This is a genomic window from Marinomonas sp. S3726 (genome assembly GCF_000967665.1).
Lineage (GTDB): Bacteria > Pseudomonadota > Gammaproteobacteria > Pseudomonadales > Marinomonadaceae > Marinomonas.
The window spans coordinates 165365-184406 of record NZ_JXYC01000024.1; the positions used below are offsets into that span (position 1 = coordinate 165365).

Below are 19042 nucleotides of genomic sequence, written 5' to 3' on the forward strand. Positions count from 1 at the left end.
GTGATTGGAATGACTCTGATTTCTTTAGAGAAATCGTATAAAAAGAGCATTCTCTCGATGGCAACTAAACAGCAGTGATTAAATAATGAATTTAAACTATTTACCTTTTGAACAACCAATTGCTGAACTTGAGCAAAAAATTGAAGAGTTACGCTTGGTTGGTAATGATAATCAACTTAATATCAGCGACGAAATCAGTCGTTTAGAAGAGAAAAAGATTACCCTAACTCAGTCACTGTTTAGTAATCTAGGTGCATGGGAAGTATCTCAACTTGCACGTCACCCAAAACGTCCTTATACCTTGGATTATATCGAGCACGCTTTTACCGATTTTGAAGAAATGCATGGTGACCGTCATTATGCTGATGATCGTGCCATTGTTGGTGGTGTAGCGCGTTTAGATGGTAAACCCGTTATGGTTATCGGCCATCAAAAAGGACGTGAAGTAAAAGAAAAGGTACTACGTAACTTTGGTATGCCTGCACCTGAAGGCTATCGTAAGGCACTACGTTTGATGCAAACAGCTGAACGTTTCAATATGCCAATTGTGACTTTAATTGACACTCCTGGGGCATACCCAGGTATCGGTGCTGAAGAGCGTGGTCAAAGTGAAGCGATTGCTTACAACCTAGCTGTTATGTCTCGACTGAAAACGCCTATTATCGCAACAGTTATTGGCGAAGGTGGTTCTGGTGGTGCGTTAGCAATCGGTGTATGCGATGAATTGATGATGATGCAATACGGTACCTACTCGGTAATTTCTCCAGAAGGTTGTGCGTCTATCCTATGGAAAAGTGCTGACCGTGCTTCTGATGCTGCAAAGGCTATGGGTATTACAGCGGATCGTCTGCAAGAGCTTGGTTTAGTTGATAAAATTATCGCTGAACCTATGGGCGGTGCACATGTACATCATGAGCAAACAGCGCAAAGTTATAAAGATAATGTACTTGAAGCGCTAGATCGTATGAACGCATTAACAACTGATGAGTTATTAGAGCGTCGCTACCAAAGATTGATGTCTTACGGACTATAATATTTAATAGTTCAGAGCGTGAATGCTGATGCTAAAAAGCCTCCTAATGGAGGCTTTTTTATATTTAAACCTTAATCAATTGAGTGGTGCTAATGCAACTTTCCAAAGAAACATTTGAAATGGGTTTAGGAGGCTCTTTTCAGAACTATTTGAAAGGAAGTGATAAACCTATTCTGATTGGTTTAAGTGGGGGTGTTGATTCTGTTGTTTTATTGCATTTATTGGTTGAGTTAGGGCTTTCTGAGCGTTTAAAAGCCATTCATATACACCATGGTTTAAGTGAAAATGCTGATGATTGGCTTAGCTTTTGTGACGCTCTATGTCATAAATATCAAGTGGCATTTCAAGGTCTCAAGGTTGAATTAAATACGCAAAAGCATTCAATTGAAGAAGCCGCTAGGATTGCTCGATATGATGTTTTTGCTAGGCATTTGAGTGAAGGTGCTTATCTTTTATTAGCACATCATGCCGGTGACCAGGCAGAAACATTAATGTTTCGTTTGTTAAGGGGAACTGGTGGCAAAGGCTTAGCGGGAATGCCTGAAACACGTACTTTGTCAGACGGTTATCTTTATCGACCGTTATTGCCTTTTGATAAAAACAGTTTGATTGAATATGCAAAACAAAATGTTCTAGATTGGGTTGAGGATGAGTCCAATCGAGATGAAATTTATAGTCGTAACCATATTCGTCACCGTATCATTCCAGCACTGCAGACTTTTGAAAAAGAAGCAGAGCTTAGAATTGAGCAAGCCGCCAGGCGATTAGCTTTTGATTATCAAATGTTGTCGAATTTGAGCCAAGAAAAGCTAGCTAAGTGGCAAGCGATTGATGGAAGCTTATACCTAGGAGAGCTTGCTGTACTCACTCAAAAAGAGCGAACCTTTTGGTTACGTCAATATCTTGAGTTATTTTCGCTAAGTTTGACCCAGGCTCAAGTTCTAGTGCTTGATACGAGCTTTTTTAGCCAGCAAGATAAACAGCCTTGTTTTAAACATAAACAGGCGCGCCTAATGCGCTTTCAAGGGCGTTTGTATGTGCTGCCAGCAAACTTAATAGATCAGAATATTGGGATAAATTTGGCTACGCCTGTAGAGCGAGAGTATGATTTCTATCATTTATCTATCAATGATAAGCAAGCTTTAGACTATGATGATTTTTGTTTGGCTGTTAAACCAGAATCCTGTGATTTGTTATTAACTAATGGTCATTCTCGTAAATTAAAAAAATGGTTTAACGATGAAAAAATCCCAGTATGGTGGCGTGAGCACTTACCTTATCTATTTTACAAAGGTGAACTTGTTGCTATTGCAAATATTTGGGTTAAGCCGAGTTTTCAAACTCGTATAGATATTAAATGGCAACCGAAAACGCTGCTGACTTGGCCAAAAATTTAACTTTTAAAAATCCATTTTCTTAAATCTCTTAGCCTCAAGGGAATTTATCTCTATTTAAGTCCTATTCTGGATTTATCGATTGAGTGATAAGTCATCAAATGGTATTATTTCGACCCGTCAGAAGGCATGGCTCAACATGTCATCAACTCTATTTTTCATCTATAAAGGCGGGCTTTTCATAAATGGCGACTCGATACATTTTCGTCACAGGCGGCGTAGTTTCTTCTCTTGGTAAAGGATTGGCAGCAGCCTCTCTAGCAGCGATCCTTGAATCGCGCGGCCTTAAAGTCACTATGCTTAAACTGGATCCTTACATCAACGTTGATCCAGGTACCATGAGCCCTTTCCAACATGGTGAAGTTTTTGTTACCGAAGATGGTGCTGAGACCGATTTGGATCTTGGTCACTATGAGCGTTTTATCTCAACCAAAATGGGCAAACGCAATAACTTCACATCAGGTAGAATCTATCAAAGTGTACTGAAAAAAGAACGCCGTGGTGATTACCTTGGCGGTACTGTGCAAGTGATTCCACACATTACTGATGAAATTAAACGTCGTGTAATTGCTGGTGCAGAAGGTTCTGATGTTGCTCTAGTAGAAATTGGTGGCACAGTAGGTGATATTGAATCACAACCTTTCCTTGAAGCGGTACGTCAACTGAAAGTAGAGCTAGGCTCTCATCGTGCTTTGTTTATGCACCTTACATTAGTGCCTTATATTCGCACTGCTGGTGAAACTAAAACGAAGCCAACACAGCACTCAGTTAAAGAGTTACGCTCTATTGGTATTCAACCTGATATTCTACTATGTCGTTCTGAAGTGTCTATTGAAGCACCTGAGCGTAAGAAGATCTCTCTTTTCACTAACGTAGATGAAAGAGCTGTTATCTCTCTTCCTGATGCTGATACGATTTATAGCATTCCACAGCACCTGAATAATCAAGGTTTAGATAGCCTAATAGTTGATCGCTTTAGTCTAGACTGCGGTATTCCTGATCTTGCTATCTGGAATAAGGTGGCACAAGCCAAACTTAATCCAGAGAAACAAGTTAATATTGCCATGGTTGGTAAATACATGGAGCTTCTAGATGCTTATAAGTCTCTGATTGAAGCCATGGACCATGCTGGTATTCACGCACAAACTAAAGTGAAGCTACATTATATCGACTCTGAAACTATCGAGAATGAAGGCACTGAAGTTCTAAAATCAATGGATGCTATCTTAGTACCAGGTGGTTTTGGTGAGCGTGGTGTTGAGGGTAAAATTTTAACTGCTCAGTATGCTCGTGAGAATAAAATTCCTTATCTAGGTATCTGTCTAGGTATGCAGGTTGCTGTTATTGAATTTGCGCGAAATGTTGCAAAACTAAACGGTGCCCATAGTACAGAGTTCAACTTAAAAACAGAGAACCCAGTAGTCGGTCTTATTACAGAATGGACTGATTCAGAAGGTTCCAAAGAAATACGGTCAGAGGAATCAGACCTAGGTGGCACTATGCGTCTTGGTGCACAAAACTGTAACTTGCTTGATGGTTCAAAAGCGCACACTGCTTATGGTCAACCTGTTATTAGTGAGCGTCACCGTCACCGTTATGAAGTCAATAACTACTATTTGACTGCATTGGAAGAAGCTGGACTGACAATTTCAGGTCGTTCAGAAGATAACTCTCTAGTAGAAATGATTGAGATAGCAGATCACCCATGGTTTGTTGCTTGTCAGTTCCATCCAGAGTTCACTTCCACGCCACGCTATGGTCATGGCCTATTTAGTGCGTTCGTACACGCCGCTCTAAAATACGCTGGTAAAGAGAAATAAGTGCTGCGCCTTAGGAGGCGTAGTTTTTTCATTTTATTGATAAAAGGTTTGTTATGACTCAGATCATTGATATTAAGGCGAGAGAAGTTCTTGATTCTCGAGGTAATCCAACAGTTGAAGCTGACGTAATCTTGGCTGATGCTTCTGTTGGTTCTGCTTGTGCTCCATCTGGTGCTTCTACTGGTTCTCGTGAAGCACTTGAACTACGTGATGGTGATAAGAGTCGTTACCTAGGTAAAGGTGTATTAAAAGCAGTTGCAGCTGTAAATGGTCCAATTCGTGAAGCTTTACTAGGTAAAGATGCGGAAAACCAAGCTGAACTAGATCAAATTATGATCGACCTAGATGGAACAGAAAATAAATCTACTTTTGGTGCGAATGCTATTCTAGCAGTATCGCTTGCCGCAGCTAAAGCTGCAGCAGCCGCTAAGAAAATGCCTTTGTATGAGCATATTGCTGAAATCAATGGTACAGCGGGTCAATTCTCTATGCCTGTTCCTATGATGAACATCATCAATGGTGGAGAGCATGCTGATAACAATGTAGATATCCAAGAGTTTATGGTTCAGCCTGTTGGCGCACCTAACTTCCGTGAAGCATTGCGTTACGGTGCTGAAATCTTTCATGCCTTGAAAAAAGTATTGAGCGATCGTGGTCTTAATACTGCGGTTGGTGATGAAGGTGGTTTCGCACCAAACCTAGCATCAAATGCTGAAGCCCTGGCTGTAATTAAAGAAGCTGTTGCCAATGCCGGTTACGAGTTAGGTAAAGACATTACTCTAGCAATGGACTGTGCTGCATCAGAATTCTTTGAAGATGGCCAATACAACCTGAAAGGTGAAGGTAAAGTATTCTCTTCAGAAGGTTTCTCTGACTACCTAGCTGATCTTTGTGAACAGTATCCAATCGTATCAATTGAAGATGGCTTGAATGAGTCTGATTGGGAAGGTTTTGCTTACCAAACTAAGATTCTAGGCGATAAGATTCAACTAGTAGGTGACGATTTATTCGTAACCAATACTAAGATTCTGAAACGTGGTATTGATGAAGGTATTGCTAACTCTATCTTGATCAAATTTAACCAAATCGGTTCTTTGACTGAAACGCTGGAAGCTATCAAAATGGCTAAAGCGGCTGGTTATACTGCTGTAATTTCTCACCGTTCTGGTGAAACTGAAGATGCAACAATTGCAGATTTGGCAGTAGGTACAGCGGCGGGCCAAATAAAGACAGGCTCCCTATGTCGTTCTGACCGTGTTGCTAAGTACAACCAATTGCTTCGTATTGAAGAGCAATTAGGTGGTAAAGCACCTTATAACGGTCTTTCAGAGATCAAAGGTCAAGCTTAATCTAACAAACTAGGTTAAGTAAAAAAGGGAGAACCTAGGTTCTCCCTTTTTTTGTTTTACCCAATATTGGGCGTGATTTATAGTAGGAGCTCTTTTTCAGGAATGATCATTTCAATGCAACGATTAGTGTCCCTATTGTTCGCACTTATGGCGATCTACCTTACTTACCAACTTGTATATGGTGAGCAAGGTCATAAACGTCAAGAAGAGCTAAGTAAACAGGTTGAGTTTCAGGAGCTGACCAACGATAGACTCGCTCAGCGCAATGCGGCTTTGCGAGCACAGTTGTCGAACCTTAGAAATGGGCAAGATGCAGTTGAAGAAAAGATTCGTACCGAGCTGCAATATATTAAAGAAGGTGAAACCTTTTATAGGATGGTAGACCAATGACAGATTCCTATTGGGTTATTTTACCTGCGGCGGGCGTCGGTGCTCGAATGCAGGCTAACGTCCCAAAGCAATACTTAACGCTAGATGGCCAATATTTAATCGATCAAACTATCAAGCGTTTACTTAGTCATGAAAAAGTAAATAATATTGCTGTTGGTCTAAGTCTGAATGATGCTTATTGGCTAGATTCAATTTGGGCTAATGATAAACGTGTTCACCGTTATATTGGCGGCAAAGAGCGCAGTGATACCGTGTTAAATGGCTTATCTTTTATTATGGATAAACATGCTATAAAGGATGAGTTTGTTTTAGTTCACGATGCCGCTAGGCCGTTAATTTCACTGTCTGAAATTGATGACTTATTGGCGAATAACAATCCAGTGGGCTCCCTGTTAGCTATGCCTGCAAAAGATACAATTAAACAATCAAAGCAGGTATCTAAGCATCAAACGCATGTGCAAACGAGTCTAGATAGGCAGTTTATTTGGCATGCGCAAACACCGCAAAAATTTAAAGCAGATGCACTTTTTGCGGCCTTAATTAAAGCTAAAAAACAAAGTTTAATGATTACTGATGAAAGCTCTGCGCTTGAGTCGGTAGGACAATATCCTGATTTGGTAGAAGGTAAAGCAAGTAACTTTAAAGTTACTCTACCTATCGATTTAGTAATGGCACAAGCCTTACTTCCTTTACTTGATAACCATTAATTGAACGAATGAATAAGGTGATTTATTTATGCTGCCATTTCGTATTGGCCATGGCTTTGATGTCCATAAATTTGGTGAAGGTGATGAAATAATTTTAGGTGGGGTTCGTATTCCTTACCAACAAGGGCTGATAGCTCATTCTGATGGAGATGTCGTTCTTCATGCTTTAACCGATGCTATTTTAGGGGCGGCAGCGCTCGGTGATATCGGCAAACATTTTCCCGATACTGATCCTGATTTTGCCGGAGCAGATAGCCGAGTTTTACTAAAAAAGGCCTATCAAGAAGTACTTAAGAAAGGCTATAAACTAGGTAATTTAGATATTACCATCATGGCTCAAGCGCCCAAAATGGCTCCTCATATTGATCCGATGAGAAACAACATCGCTCAGGATTTAGGACTTGATATTGATTGTGTCAATGTCAAAGCAACGACGACAGAGAAGCTCGGCTTTACTGGGCGTAAGGAAGGTATTGCAGTGGCCTCTGTTGCTTTGCTTATCGCTGCTGAATAAATAGATTTACTAAGCCTACTAGAGAGCGCTTGAATGACAAGGTTGTAGAATGAATACTGATTGGCGATATGCATGGTCTAAACCACAGGTTACAGGTGATTTAAAAACAAATGCCCAAGACTTTTATGTTGAAGAAGAGCTGGGCTTTGAGCCTGAAGGCAAGGGCGAGCATCTCTACCTTTTCATTGAAAAGCAGGGCGTCAATACAGAGTTCTTAGCGCGCCTTATCGCAAGGCATGCTGATATTGCTGTTAATAAGGTCACCTATAGTGGAGTAAAAGATAGGCATGCGGTAACACGGCAATGGTTTTGTTTACATGTGCTAAATAAAGCCTTAGATGGTGCTGGTTTAATGCAGGCTATCGGTGAAGAGCTTGCACCAGAAGAGAGTATTAAACTGGTTCAGATGGTAAAGCACCCTCGCAAACTTAAAGTTGGCGTTCATAAGACAAATCGCTTTGTTCTTAGAATAAGGAATTTAGTTGGAAATTTAGATGATCTAGCTGATCGTCTTGCACTTGTCGCACTTGAAGGCGTGCCTAATTATTTTGGACCGCAGCGATTTGGTATTAACGGTAATAACCTAGCCCAAGGAAGTCGTTGGTTAGCAAAAGAGCCATCACCAAAAAAACGTTTAACCAAGACTGAATCATTTTGGCTTTCTGCAATACGTTCTTGGTTTTTTAATCAAGCGTTAAGTGACCAAGTTGCTTCTGGTTTATGGGGGCAAGTGTTTATTGACGATAGAGTTCAGTTACAAGGAACACAGTCTTCTTTTAAGGTAGATGAACTCAATGCTAATTTGTTAAGACGTTTGCATCAATTAGATTTACATCCTCAGTTACCTTTAGCTAATAATGGCGCACTTGCTGATACTAGTTTGTTAAGAGCACACTCAATGGAACAATCTTGGAAAGAAGATGGTGTTTTATTAGAGCAGCTAAATCGTCTTTCTTTAGGTCGTGAGCAAAGAGCGACTCGAGTCATTCCTGAAAACATGGTCTGGGAATTGCTTAACGATCAACTGATTGTGCAATTTAGCCTGCCTAAAGGTTGTTTTGCGACGAGCGTTTTACGCGAATTAATCGACTTTACCGATGTATCTAATTTGAGTGCCAATGAGAATACTAATAGCGAATGACGATGGAGTGGATGCGAAAGGTATCCAAACTCTAAATCAATTTTTATCCAGTAAATATGAGACTGTTTTAGTCGCGCCTGATCGTAACCGCAGCGGGGCAAGTAACTCTTTAACCTTGACGCGAACTCTTCAGCCTAAACAAGTCGCACTAGGTCAGTACAGTGTTGATGGTACACCGTCTGATTGTGTTAATTTGGCTATTTCAGAAGTTATCGATGGTAGATTTGATTTTGTTGTTTCTGGTATTAATCATGGTCCGAATTTAGGCGATGACGTCATTTATTCCGGTACTGTCGCAGCGGCTATGGAGGCTCGTCATGTTGGGTGCTTCGCTATCGCAGTCTCATTAGTTGGAAATAAACACTTTGATACAGCAGCAAAAGTCATTATGAACTTGATTGCAGATCAAGATGCTTTAAATGAGCTGAGTTTGTCTTTGCCCAAAGGCAGCATTTTGAATGTCAATGTGCCAGACGTTGAGTTTGAACAAATCAAAGGTTTTAAAGTAACACGATTAGGCTATCGTAAATCTGCTCAACCAGCCATATCCGCTCAACATCCCAAAGGCATACCAAGTTATTGGATTGGTGCTTTATCTGAACCTCATGATGAAAAAGAAGGGACAGATTTTCATGCGATTAATCAGGGTTACGTTTCTATCACTCCCTTGCATACAGATATGACATGTTACAATGCCATGACTTCTATCTCTACTTGGTTAAACACGCCTTTAGATGAAAATGAATAGTTTAAAAAGTTTAGTAAGAACCTCTGAGAGTCGTGCTTCAAGCATGATTAGCGATTTAAGAAGGCAAGGGATAGAAAATGAAGCTTTATTAGCAAAAATGGCTGAGTTACCACGCCATATTTTTGTTGAGCCTGCTTTTTCTCATCTTGCTTATTCTTCTACGCCTTTACCTATTGGCCATAATCAAACAATTAGCCAGCCTTTTACTGTTGCCAGAATGACGCAATGGTTACTGCAGTATGCGCGTTTAGGGAGAGTGTTAGAGGTTGGGACAGGGTCTGGTTATCAAACAGCCTTGCTTGCTCACTTTTTTAATAAAGTGCATACCATAGAGCGAAAACAAGCTTTGCACGAAATTGCTAAGCAAAGGTTAACTCAGCTAAATATTAAAAATGTTGAATATCTATATGGTGATGCGAATAAAGGCTGGCCAAATAGTGTTGCGTTAGATGCCATTATTGTGACAGCCATGGTAAATAAGGTGCCTACTGCCTTGTTAGAGAACTTAAAAGAGGGTGGAATTTTAATTATGCCGATTGAAGATACTGTTTCATGTGTCGCTTGTTGGCTAAAAGAGGGAGCTAAGTGGAAGCGTCTGGATGATGAAAAAGCTCACTTTGTTCCTCTGTTAGAAGGTTTAGAAGATGAATAAATGGGTAAAGATTTACTTTAGTGGCATTTTTATGGGGGCTGCAGATATTGTCCCTGGTGTTTCTGGTGGCACTATTGCGTTTATATTAGGGGTTTATGAGCGTTTGATCTCAGCACTTAGTGGCGTTAATAAGAAAAGCATACAATTACTTTTCAAGGGAGACATCAAGGGGCTTTGGAAGCATTTTGACGCAAGCTTCTTACTTGTCCTAGGAGTCGGTATTCTAACTAGCTTGATTGCCTTGTCTGGGGCTATTTCTTTTGCCTTAGAGTTTTACCCTAGATATTTAGCAAGTTTCTTCCTTGGTCTTATTCTTGCGTCTGCTGCATTATTGTCAAAAGATTTACCTAAACTGCAAATTAAGCATTTGATAATGATTTTACTGGGTTGCTGTTTTGGTCTGCTAGTGTCTTTGTTATCACCCACGAATATCAATGTCACACCTTTAATGGTTATTCTCTCTGGCATGATTGCTATTTGTGCCATGTTATTACCGGGTATATCAGGTAGCTTTATTCTATTAATGTTAGGTATGTATGGACCAGTTTTATTAGCAATAAAAAACTTAGAATTAAGTGTTTTAGCTTTGTTTGCCTCTGGGGCTTTATTAGGATTACTGACATTTTCTAAATTACTTAAGTATTTGATGACTTATTTTAGAGAGATAACTATTTCATTTTTAATTGGCGTTATGTTGGGATCATTGTTAAAAATCTGGCCATGGAAAAATATAGGTCAGTGGACCAATATTGATGGTAAAGATGTGCCCGAAAATGTCATGTATGTGATGCCTTGGAATATTAATGATTATCAAATGTCATCTGATTTAGTTTATCCCTTGTGCTTTGTATTGCTTGGTATTTTTATAATTAAGGCGATAAATAACATTTTTTTACTTAATGATACGAATGATATAGATACGAAACGTTAATTCATCTTTCAAAAGTGAGCTCTAATATAATTTCTAATGACAAGTAAGAAGAGAATAATAAAGTTAATTGATTTAATTGCTGTTAGCTTAGCTGGCATGATGCTTTACGGCTGTGCCAGTGACCCTTTGAACTTTTCTGGAGCTTCAAATTCAAAAAAATCAAACTGGACGCCTGACCTTTCCTTTGGAAAACAAAAAACTGTAAGCGGCTACTATCGCGTAAAGTCAGGCGATACTTTATTTTCTATCGCATTTAAGTACGGCCTTAATTATAAAGAGCTTGCCGCCTTAAATAAGATTCCTGCACCTTATGTAATTTATCCAAAACAGAAAATTCGTTTATCAAACAAGGTTAAAACGGTTAAGCAAACGGTTAAGAAAAGTACTGCAAATAGCCAAAAAGCGAAAACAACCCCGACAAAAGTGGTCAAAAGTAATAAAAAGCAAACCACTGTAAGTAATAAGAACCAAATAGCAAAAACACCATCTAATACTAAAACTAAGTCCAAAAAAGCCCTAAATTGGGTGTGGCCTGTGTCGGGAGATGTAATTAAGGGGTTTTCAAACAAGGGTGTTAGTAGTAAAGGTATAGATATCAAAGGCAAAAAAAATGGCAAGGTGGTTTCTGCTTCTGATGGTATTGTTGTTTACGCAGGGAATGGATTAATTGGTTACGGTAATCTTGTTATTGTAAAACACAGTGATGAATACCTAAGTGCTTATGCTTATAACCAAGAAATTTTAGTGAAAGAGCAACAATCTGTTAAAGCCGGTCAAAAACTTGCAATCATCGGAGGAAAGGGATCACAAACATCATTATTGCACTTTGAGGTTAGGAAAGACGGTCAGCCAATAAACCCATTAAAAGTATTACCCAAATAATAACAACTCATTGGGTATTTGGAGGGAACATGAAAGCTGTAGAAATCGTAAAAGCAGAGGATGTAGCATTATCGTCAGGTAATGATATTGAGAATGGTCTTAATCTAGATGATGTTGATACTAACGAAGAGTTTGAATCAGCAGTTACTGCAAGATATGCCAATGAGGATGTTGGTAAAAATCTTGATGTTACTCAGATGTATTTAAGTGAAATTGGTTTTTCTCCTTTATTAAGCGCGGAAGAAGAAGTTTATTATGCGCGTAAGTCTTTAAAAGGAGATGAATCATCACGTAAAAGGATGATAGAAAGTAACCTGAGGCTGGTGGTGAAGATTTCACGTCGCTACCTTAATCGTGGCCTATCACTACTAGATTTGATCGAAGAGGGCAACTTAGGCCTTATCAGAGCGGTTGAGAAATTTGACCCTGAAAGAGGTTTCCGTTTCTCAACTTATGCAACATGGTGGATTCGACAAACAATCGAACGTGCCATTATGAATCAAACTAGAACAATTCGATTACCTATTCATGTCGTAAAAGAACTGAATGTTTACCTAAGAGCTGCGCGTGAGCTAACGCAAAAGCTCGACCATGAGCCAAGTGCAGAAGATATAGCTGAATTGCTTGATCGTCCTGTGGAAGACGTGCAAAAGATGCTGAGCTTGAATGAACGTATCAGCTCGATCGATTCCCCTGTCGGTGGTATGGATACAGATAAAAGCTTGGTTGAAATTATTGCAGATGAAAACCACGCTGGACCAGAAGACGAAAGACAATTTAGTGATGTGGTTCACAATATTGACCACTGGCTTAATGACTTAAATGAAAAACAAAGAGAAGTAATTGCACGCCGATTTGGTCTGCGTGGCTATGAGCCAAGCACTCTAGAAGATGTGGGTGCTGAGATAGGCCTAACACGTGAGCGTGTTCGTCAGATTCAGGTTGAAGCTTTAAGAAAGCTTAAATTAATGATGGAGAAACAAGGTTTGTCTTTGGATGATGTTATGCATTTGAATGACTAATTAAAAGGCAAGCGATAAACAAAAACCAACTGTATTATAGTTGGTTTTTTTCTGTGTGAATAAAAGTCGCTAGATTTATGGCGAGGAGTGCAACTAAATAGTGATTCTATTGATAAGCTCTTCAATGTAAAGATAGGGCTTTAGACCACGTCCTTCGGGTCTTTGAAGCATACCTAAACGGCATTTCAGAAAAAGTACCCCCCCTGAGTGATACTTCTCCCCATTAACTTAAAAGAACAGACTGAGAAGAGGTGACTTATTGGTAGGTTCTTTATTATTCACTGATTTGTTCAAACTTAGTTTGGATTTTACTTAGCAGTTTATCTGACATGCCTTTAATCGAGTAGCTTAGTTTTTCATTCCCTTTTTCATCCGTGTGTATTTCCGGTAACCCTGTAAAGACTTTATTCTGAATTTCAGGCAAAACGAAAATGGCTTCACTAATTGCAGTTGTTTTTACTTCGATCTCATCGCTCAATTGTTTGATTTCTCTAAATAGCTCTTCAAACTCCAGTGGTATGTTATCTGCCTGTTCCATACGTTGGGCGAGATTTTTAATACCATCATCAATCACTATCTTATATTCAATGCTAGGAGTGTCGGCATAAATATCTGACTGTAAGAGTTTTTCTAATAAGTTAGTAAATAACTTTGCAGTGCAAATAGCATTTAAATAAAGCTGATCTTCACATTCACTTGCACTAAATAGAATTAAAGTTGCGTTTTCTTGATATTGATGAACTTGCCCGCAATAGGCTTCACTAGCTTGAAACATAGCCCGATAAACAGGAGTAAAAAGGTTCGCGATTTGAATAGGGGTAAACTCTTCTTGCCACTGAGACATATTGGTTAATTCAATATAAAGAATGCAGCTTCTTTGTTTATCTTCTTCAAAAATTTGCTCGAAATTAAACTCAAACTGATCCTCTTTATCTATCCCTGTTTCTGCCTCTAAGATTTGTATATTTGTATCTGTTTGGGCTTTCTTGTCGCCTTGTGCGCTAGGCAGCCATTCAAGGGACTGCACTTTAGCAAGTAAGCCTAATAATGTGTTTGCTTCCTTATAAAGCCCTTTGTTGAGGTGTGCATCGGTATGGCCTTTAAGAAGGGCTTCTAATGCTTCACTCACATTTGTGATGGGGGCGAAGAGCTTTTTAGTCATAAAAAAGACAATGAAAAGTGCAATCGCTGTAATAAATATACTAACGCTAATAAGCAAAGAATTTAGTCTAGAGAGAATGTTCTGAGTAGGCGTTTTATCAAGCGTAATAATGACGTGTCCTACGACCTCTTGTCTAAATTTAACACTAGAGCTAAATACTCTTTTGTTTTCACTAAGGCTAATATCACTATCATTTAAATGGCTACTGTTATCACTAGAAGCTTCAGCAAGTAGTTCGTCTTTTTTATTAAATACTCGCGCACTTAAAATATTTTCGTCAACGACAAGCCTCGTGAGCAGTACATTTAAGCTTAATAGATCATTGGTTAAAATTGATTGGGTTGCATTAAAGGCTGCTTGCGTTGCTAAGCTGCTACCCAGTACTTCGGTTTGTTGGGTTAAATAACCTTCAAGCGTGTTAGTAATAGTCGCCCAAAAAATGGTAAGTGAGATCAAAATTAAGCTGAGAAAAGTCATTAAAGTGACTATTGAGGCACTTATTCTCTGTTCAAGAGTCGTGCTGAGATTGCGAGCTTTTGCTTTGATATCCATTATTCTGTCAATATTCCAAAGGCGTCTAAATGTCAGGGTGTTTATATGCTATCGGCTGAGATTAGTTTTCTTTAATTTGCATATTTGTTAATCAGTTAGCCTTTTTTCATCATGTGGCAGCTAGGGCTTCCCTGTGATGTTTTTGTTATTACTTTACTTAGTCTTTTGTCGTCTTTAGTAGCTATTTTAGACTTAAAATGTGTATTTTGTATGGTGATTCATCATCTAGAGTATTTGATTGGGCAGGTATTTGATATAGTTGAACTAATGTCGTTTGAGGAAAAACTATGTCTGCAAGTATTACGTTATTGGGTGCCATTGATCAAAAGACAATGGATCAATTAGAGTCTTGGTTAGCTGAATATAATAAAGATGTAAGTCGTCAGTATTTAACTGATTCAAGTGACCCTGTTGCAGTGCAGAGATGGAACCTGAATAGCCCTTTTACTAAAGAGCAAGAGGCTATGGTGAGAGCTCAGTTATTAAGTTTCTCTGATGAGAGTCATATTGACCATGTTTATCAAAGCCAATCTGTGGATATTAGCCGACCAGGTTTAGCTGTATTTGATATGGACTCAACTTTAATTAAAGCTGAAGTGATGGATGAACTGGCAGTTGAGGCAGGAATTGGTGAAGAGATTGCTGCTATTACTGCGAGTGCTATGCGTGGTGAAATAGATTTTACAGAAAGTTTTGTTAAGCGATTATCTTTGCTTGACGGTTTGAGCAGTGATGTCATGGATGGTGTGTTTGCTCGTATTGAATATATGGAAGGTATCGATAAGCTGATGAAAGTGCTAAATCACTTTGATTGGCACACCGCGATTCTCTCTGGTGGATTTACTTTCTTTGCAGACAAAATAAAACGTGCTCTCGATTTCAGTGAAGTACATGCCAATGTTTTAGAAATAGAAGACGATAAATTAACAGGTAAACATCTAGGACCAATAGTAGATGGCAGTCGCAAGAAGCATTTATTAGAAAGCATTTTACAAGAAACAGGTTACAGCCAATCTCAAACGATCGCTTGCGGAGATGGTGCTAACGATCTGCTTATGCTGAATACGGCGAACCTTGGTGTCGCATTGCATGCTAAGCCTTTAGTGAGAGAGCAAGCTCCACACCCTGTTAATCAACTAGGTTTGGATAGCATATTGTATTTATTAGGTATGACATCTGCAGAAATTAGGCAAATATCTGCTTAATTTTTATTCATTTAATTAATTTGATTGGCATATCATGCAGTTTTGATATGCTATAAATAATAATTTTTACAAGAATTTATAATTGGGGGTTATTTCTTTGCAAGAAATAAAATTATCAGAAATTGACTTAAACTTGCTTTATATTCTGCAAGTTTTAATTGATGAGCTGAACGTTACTAAGGCGGCGCAGAAGTTAAACGTAAGTCAACCAGCGGTCAGTCGCTCTCTTGCTAGACTTAGAGAAGTATTTAATGACCCCTTATTTGTTCGTACTTCCCATGGCTTATCGCCAACGGCTCGTACAGAAAATTTAGCGCCTTACTTGGTTGATATGTTGAAGGGATTAGAAAGTTTAGTTCAGCCTCCTCAGTTTAATCCTGCCTCCTCACAACGTCGTTTTGTTTTATCTACTACAGACTTCGGTGCTTTAACTGTATTGCCTAAAATTTTAGATAGTTTTAGACAGCAGGCACCTAATGCGGTGTTGGATGTAAAACATTGGCATGAAGGCACGTCTTTTGAGTTGGATGTGAATGATATTGATGTCGCTGTTGCTGTTATCTCAAAAGAGCCACCTAGCAGTATTCGAGCAGTGCGATTAGACACAGATGAAATGGTCTGTATTGCTAGAGCCGATCACCCAGGGCTTCAAGGTGAGCTGACTTTGGAGAAATACTTGAATCTACACCATGCTCAAGTGGTATTAGGTAAAAAAGAAAGGGCAGCAGTGGATAGAGTATTAGACAAGATGGGTCATCAAAGGCATGTCGCTATTGTGCTTCCAAACTTTGTACCCGCTGTGAGAGTGGTTTCTAGCAGTAATCTATTGCTGACTGTGCCGCGTTTATTTGCGACAGATATTTTAGCAACCTCACCAGATCTTAAAATTTACGATCTACCATTTGAAACTCGTACTTTTGATTACTCTATGATTTGGCATGATAGATACCAGTTTGATCTAGGTCATCAATGGTTGCGCGGTATTATCCGTAATGCGTTTGTGAATGAAATGGGCTAGATAAGAACTTATATATCAGCAAGAGTTATTTTGAGTGTTTTTGCATAATTACTCTTGCTGATATGTCTAGGTTCTAAGTTCTAAGTGCAATGGTTAATGAGCTTTTATTGAGCGCCATAGATATTAGCCAGCATTTAGCTTTAGTTGAGCATCAATATTTTTAAGTCTCGTTGTCCACTCTTTTGTTAGTACTTCTACTAAGCTATAGCGTCTTAACTCCATTGCTTGTCTTAGAATATTAAAATTCTCGTCTAAGTAATCAAATAAAATATTTTCACGAATCTCTATCAATATTCTCATTTGTTCACCTTGTTCAAAGGTGACATCATTATGTTCTAGTAAGGCTTTAAGTACTTCGTGTCGCTCATATACTTTGGTTTTGTAATGATGCTTAAGTACGTATTTGGCGAGATCTAACATGGACGCTACCAGGAGTTGAAACGAATGCTCAATCACCATCTTATCGTCGCTTGTTAATTCTTTACTTGAAGGCTGCTTACGGTAAGTATCTAGACGTTTTATCATCTGATGCTGGTGTTGATATAACGAATCTTCCCATTCAAGATTGCGCATGCGTACTCCCCAAAACTTAGAATAACTCAGTTTAATATCGCTAGAATGTTTCTATAATCTAGTTCATAAACCGAGCTTATTCAAAAAATCAGGAATTAAAAGCTAGAGAAAGGGTAAAAAATAAAACGTTTGTTTTCTTCGATTTTTTCACCGGCAGGTATGTGGAAATAACCATGGCTATGGCAAGCAGCACTTAGTGCTCCAGAGCTTTGTTGAAAGTGAGCAACAGCTTTGCCATTAACTATCGACACTCTTAAAAACTCATCACGACTAATGACGTTTTGGCGACTAAACCCAGACGCTATTGCAAAACCTTGTACAGGGTTCACTGTTAAACCTGAACTTACCGCTAATGCTATCGTCGCAAACCAGTGGAAAGTCACTAAAGTAGAGCTAGGGTTACCTGGCAAGCCGATAAAAGGGGTATCAAATACTTTTCCATGAACTAAAGGTTTTCCTGGTTTTATTGCAATTTTCCAAAGAAGTAGTTCTCCATTAGCCTGAATCACATTTTTAACGTGATCTTCTTCGCCAACCGATACACCACCAGAGGATAAAATGATGTCACATTCAGGTGCCATTTTTGCCAGAATGGCTTCTGTTTCTTCATGATTATCCGGAGCATGTTGATAGCTTGTGACTTTATAACCTAGCTTTTCCACTAATGCCTTGAGCATAGGGCCATTACTATTATAAATCTGGCCTTGGGCAAGAGGTGTTCCTGGTTCAACAAGTTCATCACCTGTGGTTAAAACGCCAACGCTTAATTCGCTGAATACATTTACCTGCTTGATACCAAGGCTTGCTATCATGCCCAAATGTTGAGCTTCAAGGCGAGTTCCTTTACTTAAAACCAAATCACCTTTAGTAATATCTTGGCCTTGTGGGCGAATATTGTCATGTTGTTTAGGTGTTTGCTGAAAGCTTACTCCCTCATCTTGCTGGGTCGCATTTTCTTGCATAATAACCAAGTCAGCATTAGTGGGGATTTCCGCTCCTGTAAAAATACGAGCAACTGTACCTGGCGCTAATTCTGTTGCAGCTTGGCCTGCTGGAATACGTTGACTAATGGCAAACACCTTGTTTGCTTGCCAATCTTCAAAGCGCATCACATACCCATCCATTGCACTGTTTGATGCCGGTGGTATATCAAGTTCAGCAATAATATCTTGTGCCAAAACCTTGCCTAGAGCTTGATTAAGTTCGATTGTCTGGTTGGATACCAAGCATTTGGAGTTTGCTTGAATCGTATTGAGAGCATCCGTGAAAGAGATTAATGGCGACTTAGACATGATTGGCCTTAATGAATATTTAGCTGGAACAAGTGATTAGACTTTACGTATTTGAGGTGGTGTGTGAAAGAGTGCACTGAATAAAAAGTGCACTTCTTCATATGCTTGTTAATTTATTTAAAACTAGGTTTTACTTACCTAGTAACATCTCAACAAAGTTACAAGGACGAGTTGTTGCATTTAGTTGAGATTCTATAATCTTATACCAAGCTGTTTTACATGCACCTGTCGAACCAGGAAGACAAAATACTAAGGTACGATTGGCAATACCCGCTGCTGCTCTTGATTGAATTGTTGAAGTGCCGATTTCTTCAAAAGAAATTTGCCTGAAGAGTTCACCAAAGCCTTCAACATGCATATCAAAAAGTGGTTTTAACGCTTCTGGAGTACTGTCTCTTGAATGAAAACCAGTGCCACCAGTAATAAGGACGACATTAATCTCTTTATCTGCAATCCAGTTAGACACAGCTGCTCTCATGTCATAAATGTCATCTTTTACGAGCTTTCTTTCTACTAGGTTGTGGCCTGCTTCTGTTAGACCTGCAATTAGGGCATCACCTGAAGTGTCTTCAGCAATAGATCGAGTATCTGAAACGGTAAGTACATTAATATTTAAGGGACGAAAAGGTTTAGCTGTCTTGCTCATTGTTTGCCTTC

At 39.1% G+C, this 19042-nt stretch carries 19 protein-coding genes; 15 read left to right on the forward strand and 4 right to left on the reverse strand.

Annotation, left to right across the window (positions count from 1 at the left end):
* Nucleotides 1–85 precede the first annotated feature (85 nt).
* The 13 genes from accA (at nucleotide 86) to rpoS (ending at nucleotide 12583) form a co-directional block, all read left to right on the forward strand.
* Nucleotides 86–1033 carry an acetyl-CoA carboxylase carboxyl transferase subunit alpha gene (gene accA, locus TW85_RS18520; RefSeq protein WP_046018608.1) on the forward strand — a complete coding sequence of 316 codons (948 nt, stop codon included), beginning with the start codon at nucleotides 86–88 and terminating at the stop codon, nucleotides 1031–1033.
* Nucleotides 1034–1125: 92 nt separating this feature from the next.
* Nucleotides 1126–2430 carry a tRNA lysidine(34) synthetase TilS gene (tilS, locus tag TW85_RS18525; protein ID WP_052702291.1) on the forward strand — a complete coding sequence of 435 codons (1305 nt, stop codon included), beginning with the start codon at nucleotides 1126–1128 and terminating at the stop codon, nucleotides 2428–2430.
* 182 nt (nucleotides 2431–2612) lie between these two features.
* A complete protein-coding gene (locus tag TW85_RS18530) occupies nucleotides 2613–4247 on the forward strand; it encodes a CTP synthase (RefSeq protein WP_046018609.1) in 1635 nt (544 codons plus the stop codon).
* Between the two features lie 53 nt (nucleotides 4248–4300).
* Entirely contained in the window at nucleotides 4301–5596 is a 1296-nt protein-coding gene (eno, locus tag TW85_RS18535; protein ID WP_046018610.1) for a phosphopyruvate hydratase, read from the forward strand.
* A gap of 114 nt (nucleotides 5597–5710) precedes the next feature.
* Complete coding sequence (locus TW85_RS18540) at nucleotides 5711–5986, forward strand: septum formation initiator family protein (RefSeq protein ID WP_046018611.1); 276 nt, start codon at nucleotides 5711–5713, stop codon at nucleotides 5984–5986.
* Complete coding sequence (gene ispD, locus TW85_RS18545) at nucleotides 5983–6693, forward strand: 2-C-methyl-D-erythritol 4-phosphate cytidylyltransferase (RefSeq protein ID WP_046018612.1); 711 nt, start codon at nucleotides 5983–5985, stop codon at nucleotides 6691–6693. Before TW85_RS18540 ends, ispD begins: the two co-directional genes overlap by 4 nt.
* Before the next feature lie 28 nt (nucleotides 6694–6721).
* Entirely contained in the window at nucleotides 6722–7207 is a 486-nt protein-coding gene (gene ispF / locus TW85_RS18550; protein ID WP_046018613.1) for a 2-C-methyl-D-erythritol 2,4-cyclodiphosphate synthase, read from the forward strand.
* A 49-nt stretch (nucleotides 7208–7256) separates the two neighbouring features.
* A complete protein-coding gene (locus TW85_RS18555; protein ID WP_046018614.1) occupies nucleotides 7257–8348 on the forward strand; it encodes a tRNA pseudouridine(13) synthase TruD in 1092 nt (363 codons plus the stop codon).
* On the forward strand, nucleotides 8326–9096 hold the full coding sequence (gene surE, locus TW85_RS18560) for a 5'/3'-nucleotidase SurE (RefSeq protein WP_046018615.1): 771 nt from the start codon (nucleotides 8326–8328) through the stop codon (nucleotides 9094–9096). The genes TW85_RS18555 and surE overlap by 23 nt, the downstream gene beginning before the upstream one ends.
* Complete coding sequence (locus TW85_RS18565) at nucleotides 9089–9748, forward strand: protein-L-isoaspartate(D-aspartate) O-methyltransferase (protein ID WP_238326257.1); 660 nt, start codon at nucleotides 9089–9091, stop codon at nucleotides 9746–9748. Before surE ends, TW85_RS18565 begins: the two co-directional genes overlap by 8 nt.
* Nucleotides 9741–10679 carry a DUF368 domain-containing protein gene (locus tag TW85_RS18570; RefSeq protein ID WP_046018616.1) on the forward strand — a complete coding sequence of 313 codons (939 nt, stop codon included), beginning with the start codon at nucleotides 9741–9743 and terminating at the stop codon, nucleotides 10677–10679. The genes TW85_RS18565 and TW85_RS18570 overlap by 8 nt, the downstream gene beginning before the upstream one ends.
* Before the next feature lie 126 nt (nucleotides 10680–10805).
* On the forward strand, nucleotides 10806–11561 hold the full coding sequence (locus TW85_RS18575) for a peptidoglycan DD-metalloendopeptidase family protein (RefSeq protein WP_238326258.1): 756 nt from the start codon (nucleotides 10806–10808) through the stop codon (nucleotides 11559–11561).
* A 29-nt stretch (nucleotides 11562–11590) separates the two neighbouring features.
* On the forward strand, nucleotides 11591–12583 hold the full coding sequence (gene rpoS, locus TW85_RS18580) for an RNA polymerase sigma factor RpoS (RefSeq protein WP_157196983.1): 993 nt from the start codon (nucleotides 11591–11593) through the stop codon (nucleotides 12581–12583).
* Between the two features lie 274 nt (nucleotides 12584–12857).
* Here the strand turns inward: rpoS and TW85_RS18585 are convergent, their stop codons facing one another.
* The gene (locus TW85_RS18585) at nucleotides 12858–14222 is read right to left on the reverse strand and encodes a hypothetical protein (protein WP_238326259.1); all 1365 of its coding nucleotides are present in this window, start codon (nucleotides 14220–14222) and stop codon (nucleotides 12858–12860) included.
* A gap of 362 nt (nucleotides 14223–14584) precedes the next feature.
* Between TW85_RS18585 and serB the strand changes: the two genes are divergently transcribed.
* Nucleotides 14585–15502 (forward strand): phosphoserine phosphatase SerB, encoded by a 918-nt coding sequence (gene serB / locus TW85_RS18590; protein ID WP_046018618.1) that lies wholly within the window; start codon nucleotides 14585–14587, stop codon nucleotides 15500–15502.
* 97 nt (nucleotides 15503–15599) lie between these two features.
* On the forward strand, nucleotides 15600–16520 hold the full coding sequence (locus TW85_RS18595; protein ID WP_046018671.1) for a LysR family transcriptional regulator: 921 nt from the start codon (nucleotides 15600–15602) through the stop codon (nucleotides 16518–16520).
* A 123-nt stretch (nucleotides 16521–16643) separates the two neighbouring features.
* Here the strand turns inward: TW85_RS18595 and TW85_RS18600 are convergent, their stop codons facing one another.
* The 3 genes from TW85_RS18600 to moaB all read right to left on the reverse strand — a co-directional run bounded on the left by TW85_RS18600 (nucleotide 16644) and on the right by moaB (nucleotide 19031).
* Entirely contained in the window at nucleotides 16644–17093 is a 450-nt protein-coding gene (locus tag TW85_RS18600; RefSeq protein WP_046018619.1) for a hypothetical protein, read from the reverse strand.
* A gap of 95 nt (nucleotides 17094–17188) precedes the next feature.
* Nucleotides 17189–18385, reverse strand: a complete 1197-nt coding sequence (locus TW85_RS18605; RefSeq protein WP_046018620.1) for a molybdopterin molybdotransferase MoeA — start codon at nucleotides 18383–18385, stop codon at nucleotides 17189–17191.
* Between the two features lie 130 nt (nucleotides 18386–18515).
* Complete coding sequence (gene moaB / locus TW85_RS18610; RefSeq protein WP_046018621.1) at nucleotides 18516–19031, reverse strand: molybdenum cofactor biosynthesis protein B; 516 nt, start codon at nucleotides 19029–19031, stop codon at nucleotides 18516–18518.
* Nucleotides 19032–19042: the final 11 nt, after the last annotated feature.

Excerpts from the sequence above, each read along its gene's own strand:
- ispF (WP_046018613.1), top strand. The coding sequence starts at position 6,722 with ATGCTGCCATTTCGTATTGGCCATGGCTTTGATGTCCATAAATTTGGT.
- eno (WP_046018610.1), top strand. The coding sequence starts at position 4,301 with ATGACTCAGATCATTGATATTAAGGCGAGAGAAGTTCTTGATTCTCGA.
- serB (WP_046018618.1), top strand. The coding sequence starts at position 14,585 with ATGTCTGCAAGTATTACGTTATTGGGTGCCATTGATCAAAAGACAATG.
- TW85_RS18530 (WP_046018609.1), top strand. The coding sequence starts at position 2,613 with ATGGCGACTCGATACATTTTCGTCACAGGCGGCGTAGTTTCTTCTCTT.
- accA (WP_046018608.1), top strand. The coding sequence starts at position 86 with ATGAATTTAAACTATTTACCTTTTGAACAACCAATTGCTGAACTTGAG.
- TW85_RS18570 (WP_046018616.1), top strand. The coding sequence starts at position 9,741 with ATGAATAAATGGGTAAAGATTTACTTTAGTGGCATTTTTATGGGGGCT.
- TW85_RS18540 (WP_046018611.1), top strand. The coding sequence starts at position 5,711 with ATGCAACGATTAGTGTCCCTATTGTTCGCACTTATGGCGATCTACCTT.
- TW85_RS18600 (WP_046018619.1), bottom strand. The coding sequence starts at position 17,093 with ATGCGCAATCTTGAATGGGAAGATTCGTTATATCAACACCAGCATCAG.
- TW85_RS18565 (WP_238326257.1), top strand. The coding sequence starts at position 9,089 with ATGAATAGTTTAAAAAGTTTAGTAAGAACCTCTGAGAGTCGTGCTTCA.
- TW85_RS18585 (WP_238326259.1), bottom strand. The coding sequence starts at position 14,222 with ATGACTTTTCTCAGCTTAATTTTGATCTCACTTACCATTTTTTGGGCG.
- surE (WP_046018615.1), top strand. The coding sequence starts at position 8,326 with ATGAGAATACTAATAGCGAATGACGATGGAGTGGATGCGAAAGGTATC.
- TW85_RS18555 (WP_046018614.1), top strand. The coding sequence starts at position 7,257 with ATGAATACTGATTGGCGATATGCATGGTCTAAACCACAGGTTACAGGT.
- TW85_RS18605 (WP_046018620.1), bottom strand. The coding sequence starts at position 18,385 with ATGTCTAAGTCGCCATTAATCTCTTTCACGGATGCTCTCAATACGATT.
- rpoS (WP_157196983.1), top strand. The coding sequence starts at position 11,591 with ATGAAAGCTGTAGAAATCGTAAAAGCAGAGGATGTAGCATTATCGTCA.
- tilS (WP_052702291.1), top strand. The coding sequence starts at position 1,126 with ATGCAACTTTCCAAAGAAACATTTGAAATGGGTTTAGGAGGCTCTTTT.
- moaB (WP_046018621.1), bottom strand. The coding sequence starts at position 19,031 with ATGAGCAAGACAGCTAAACCTTTTCGTCCCTTAAATATTAATGTACTT.
- ispD (WP_046018612.1), top strand. The coding sequence starts at position 5,983 with ATGACAGATTCCTATTGGGTTATTTTACCTGCGGCGGGCGTCGGTGCT.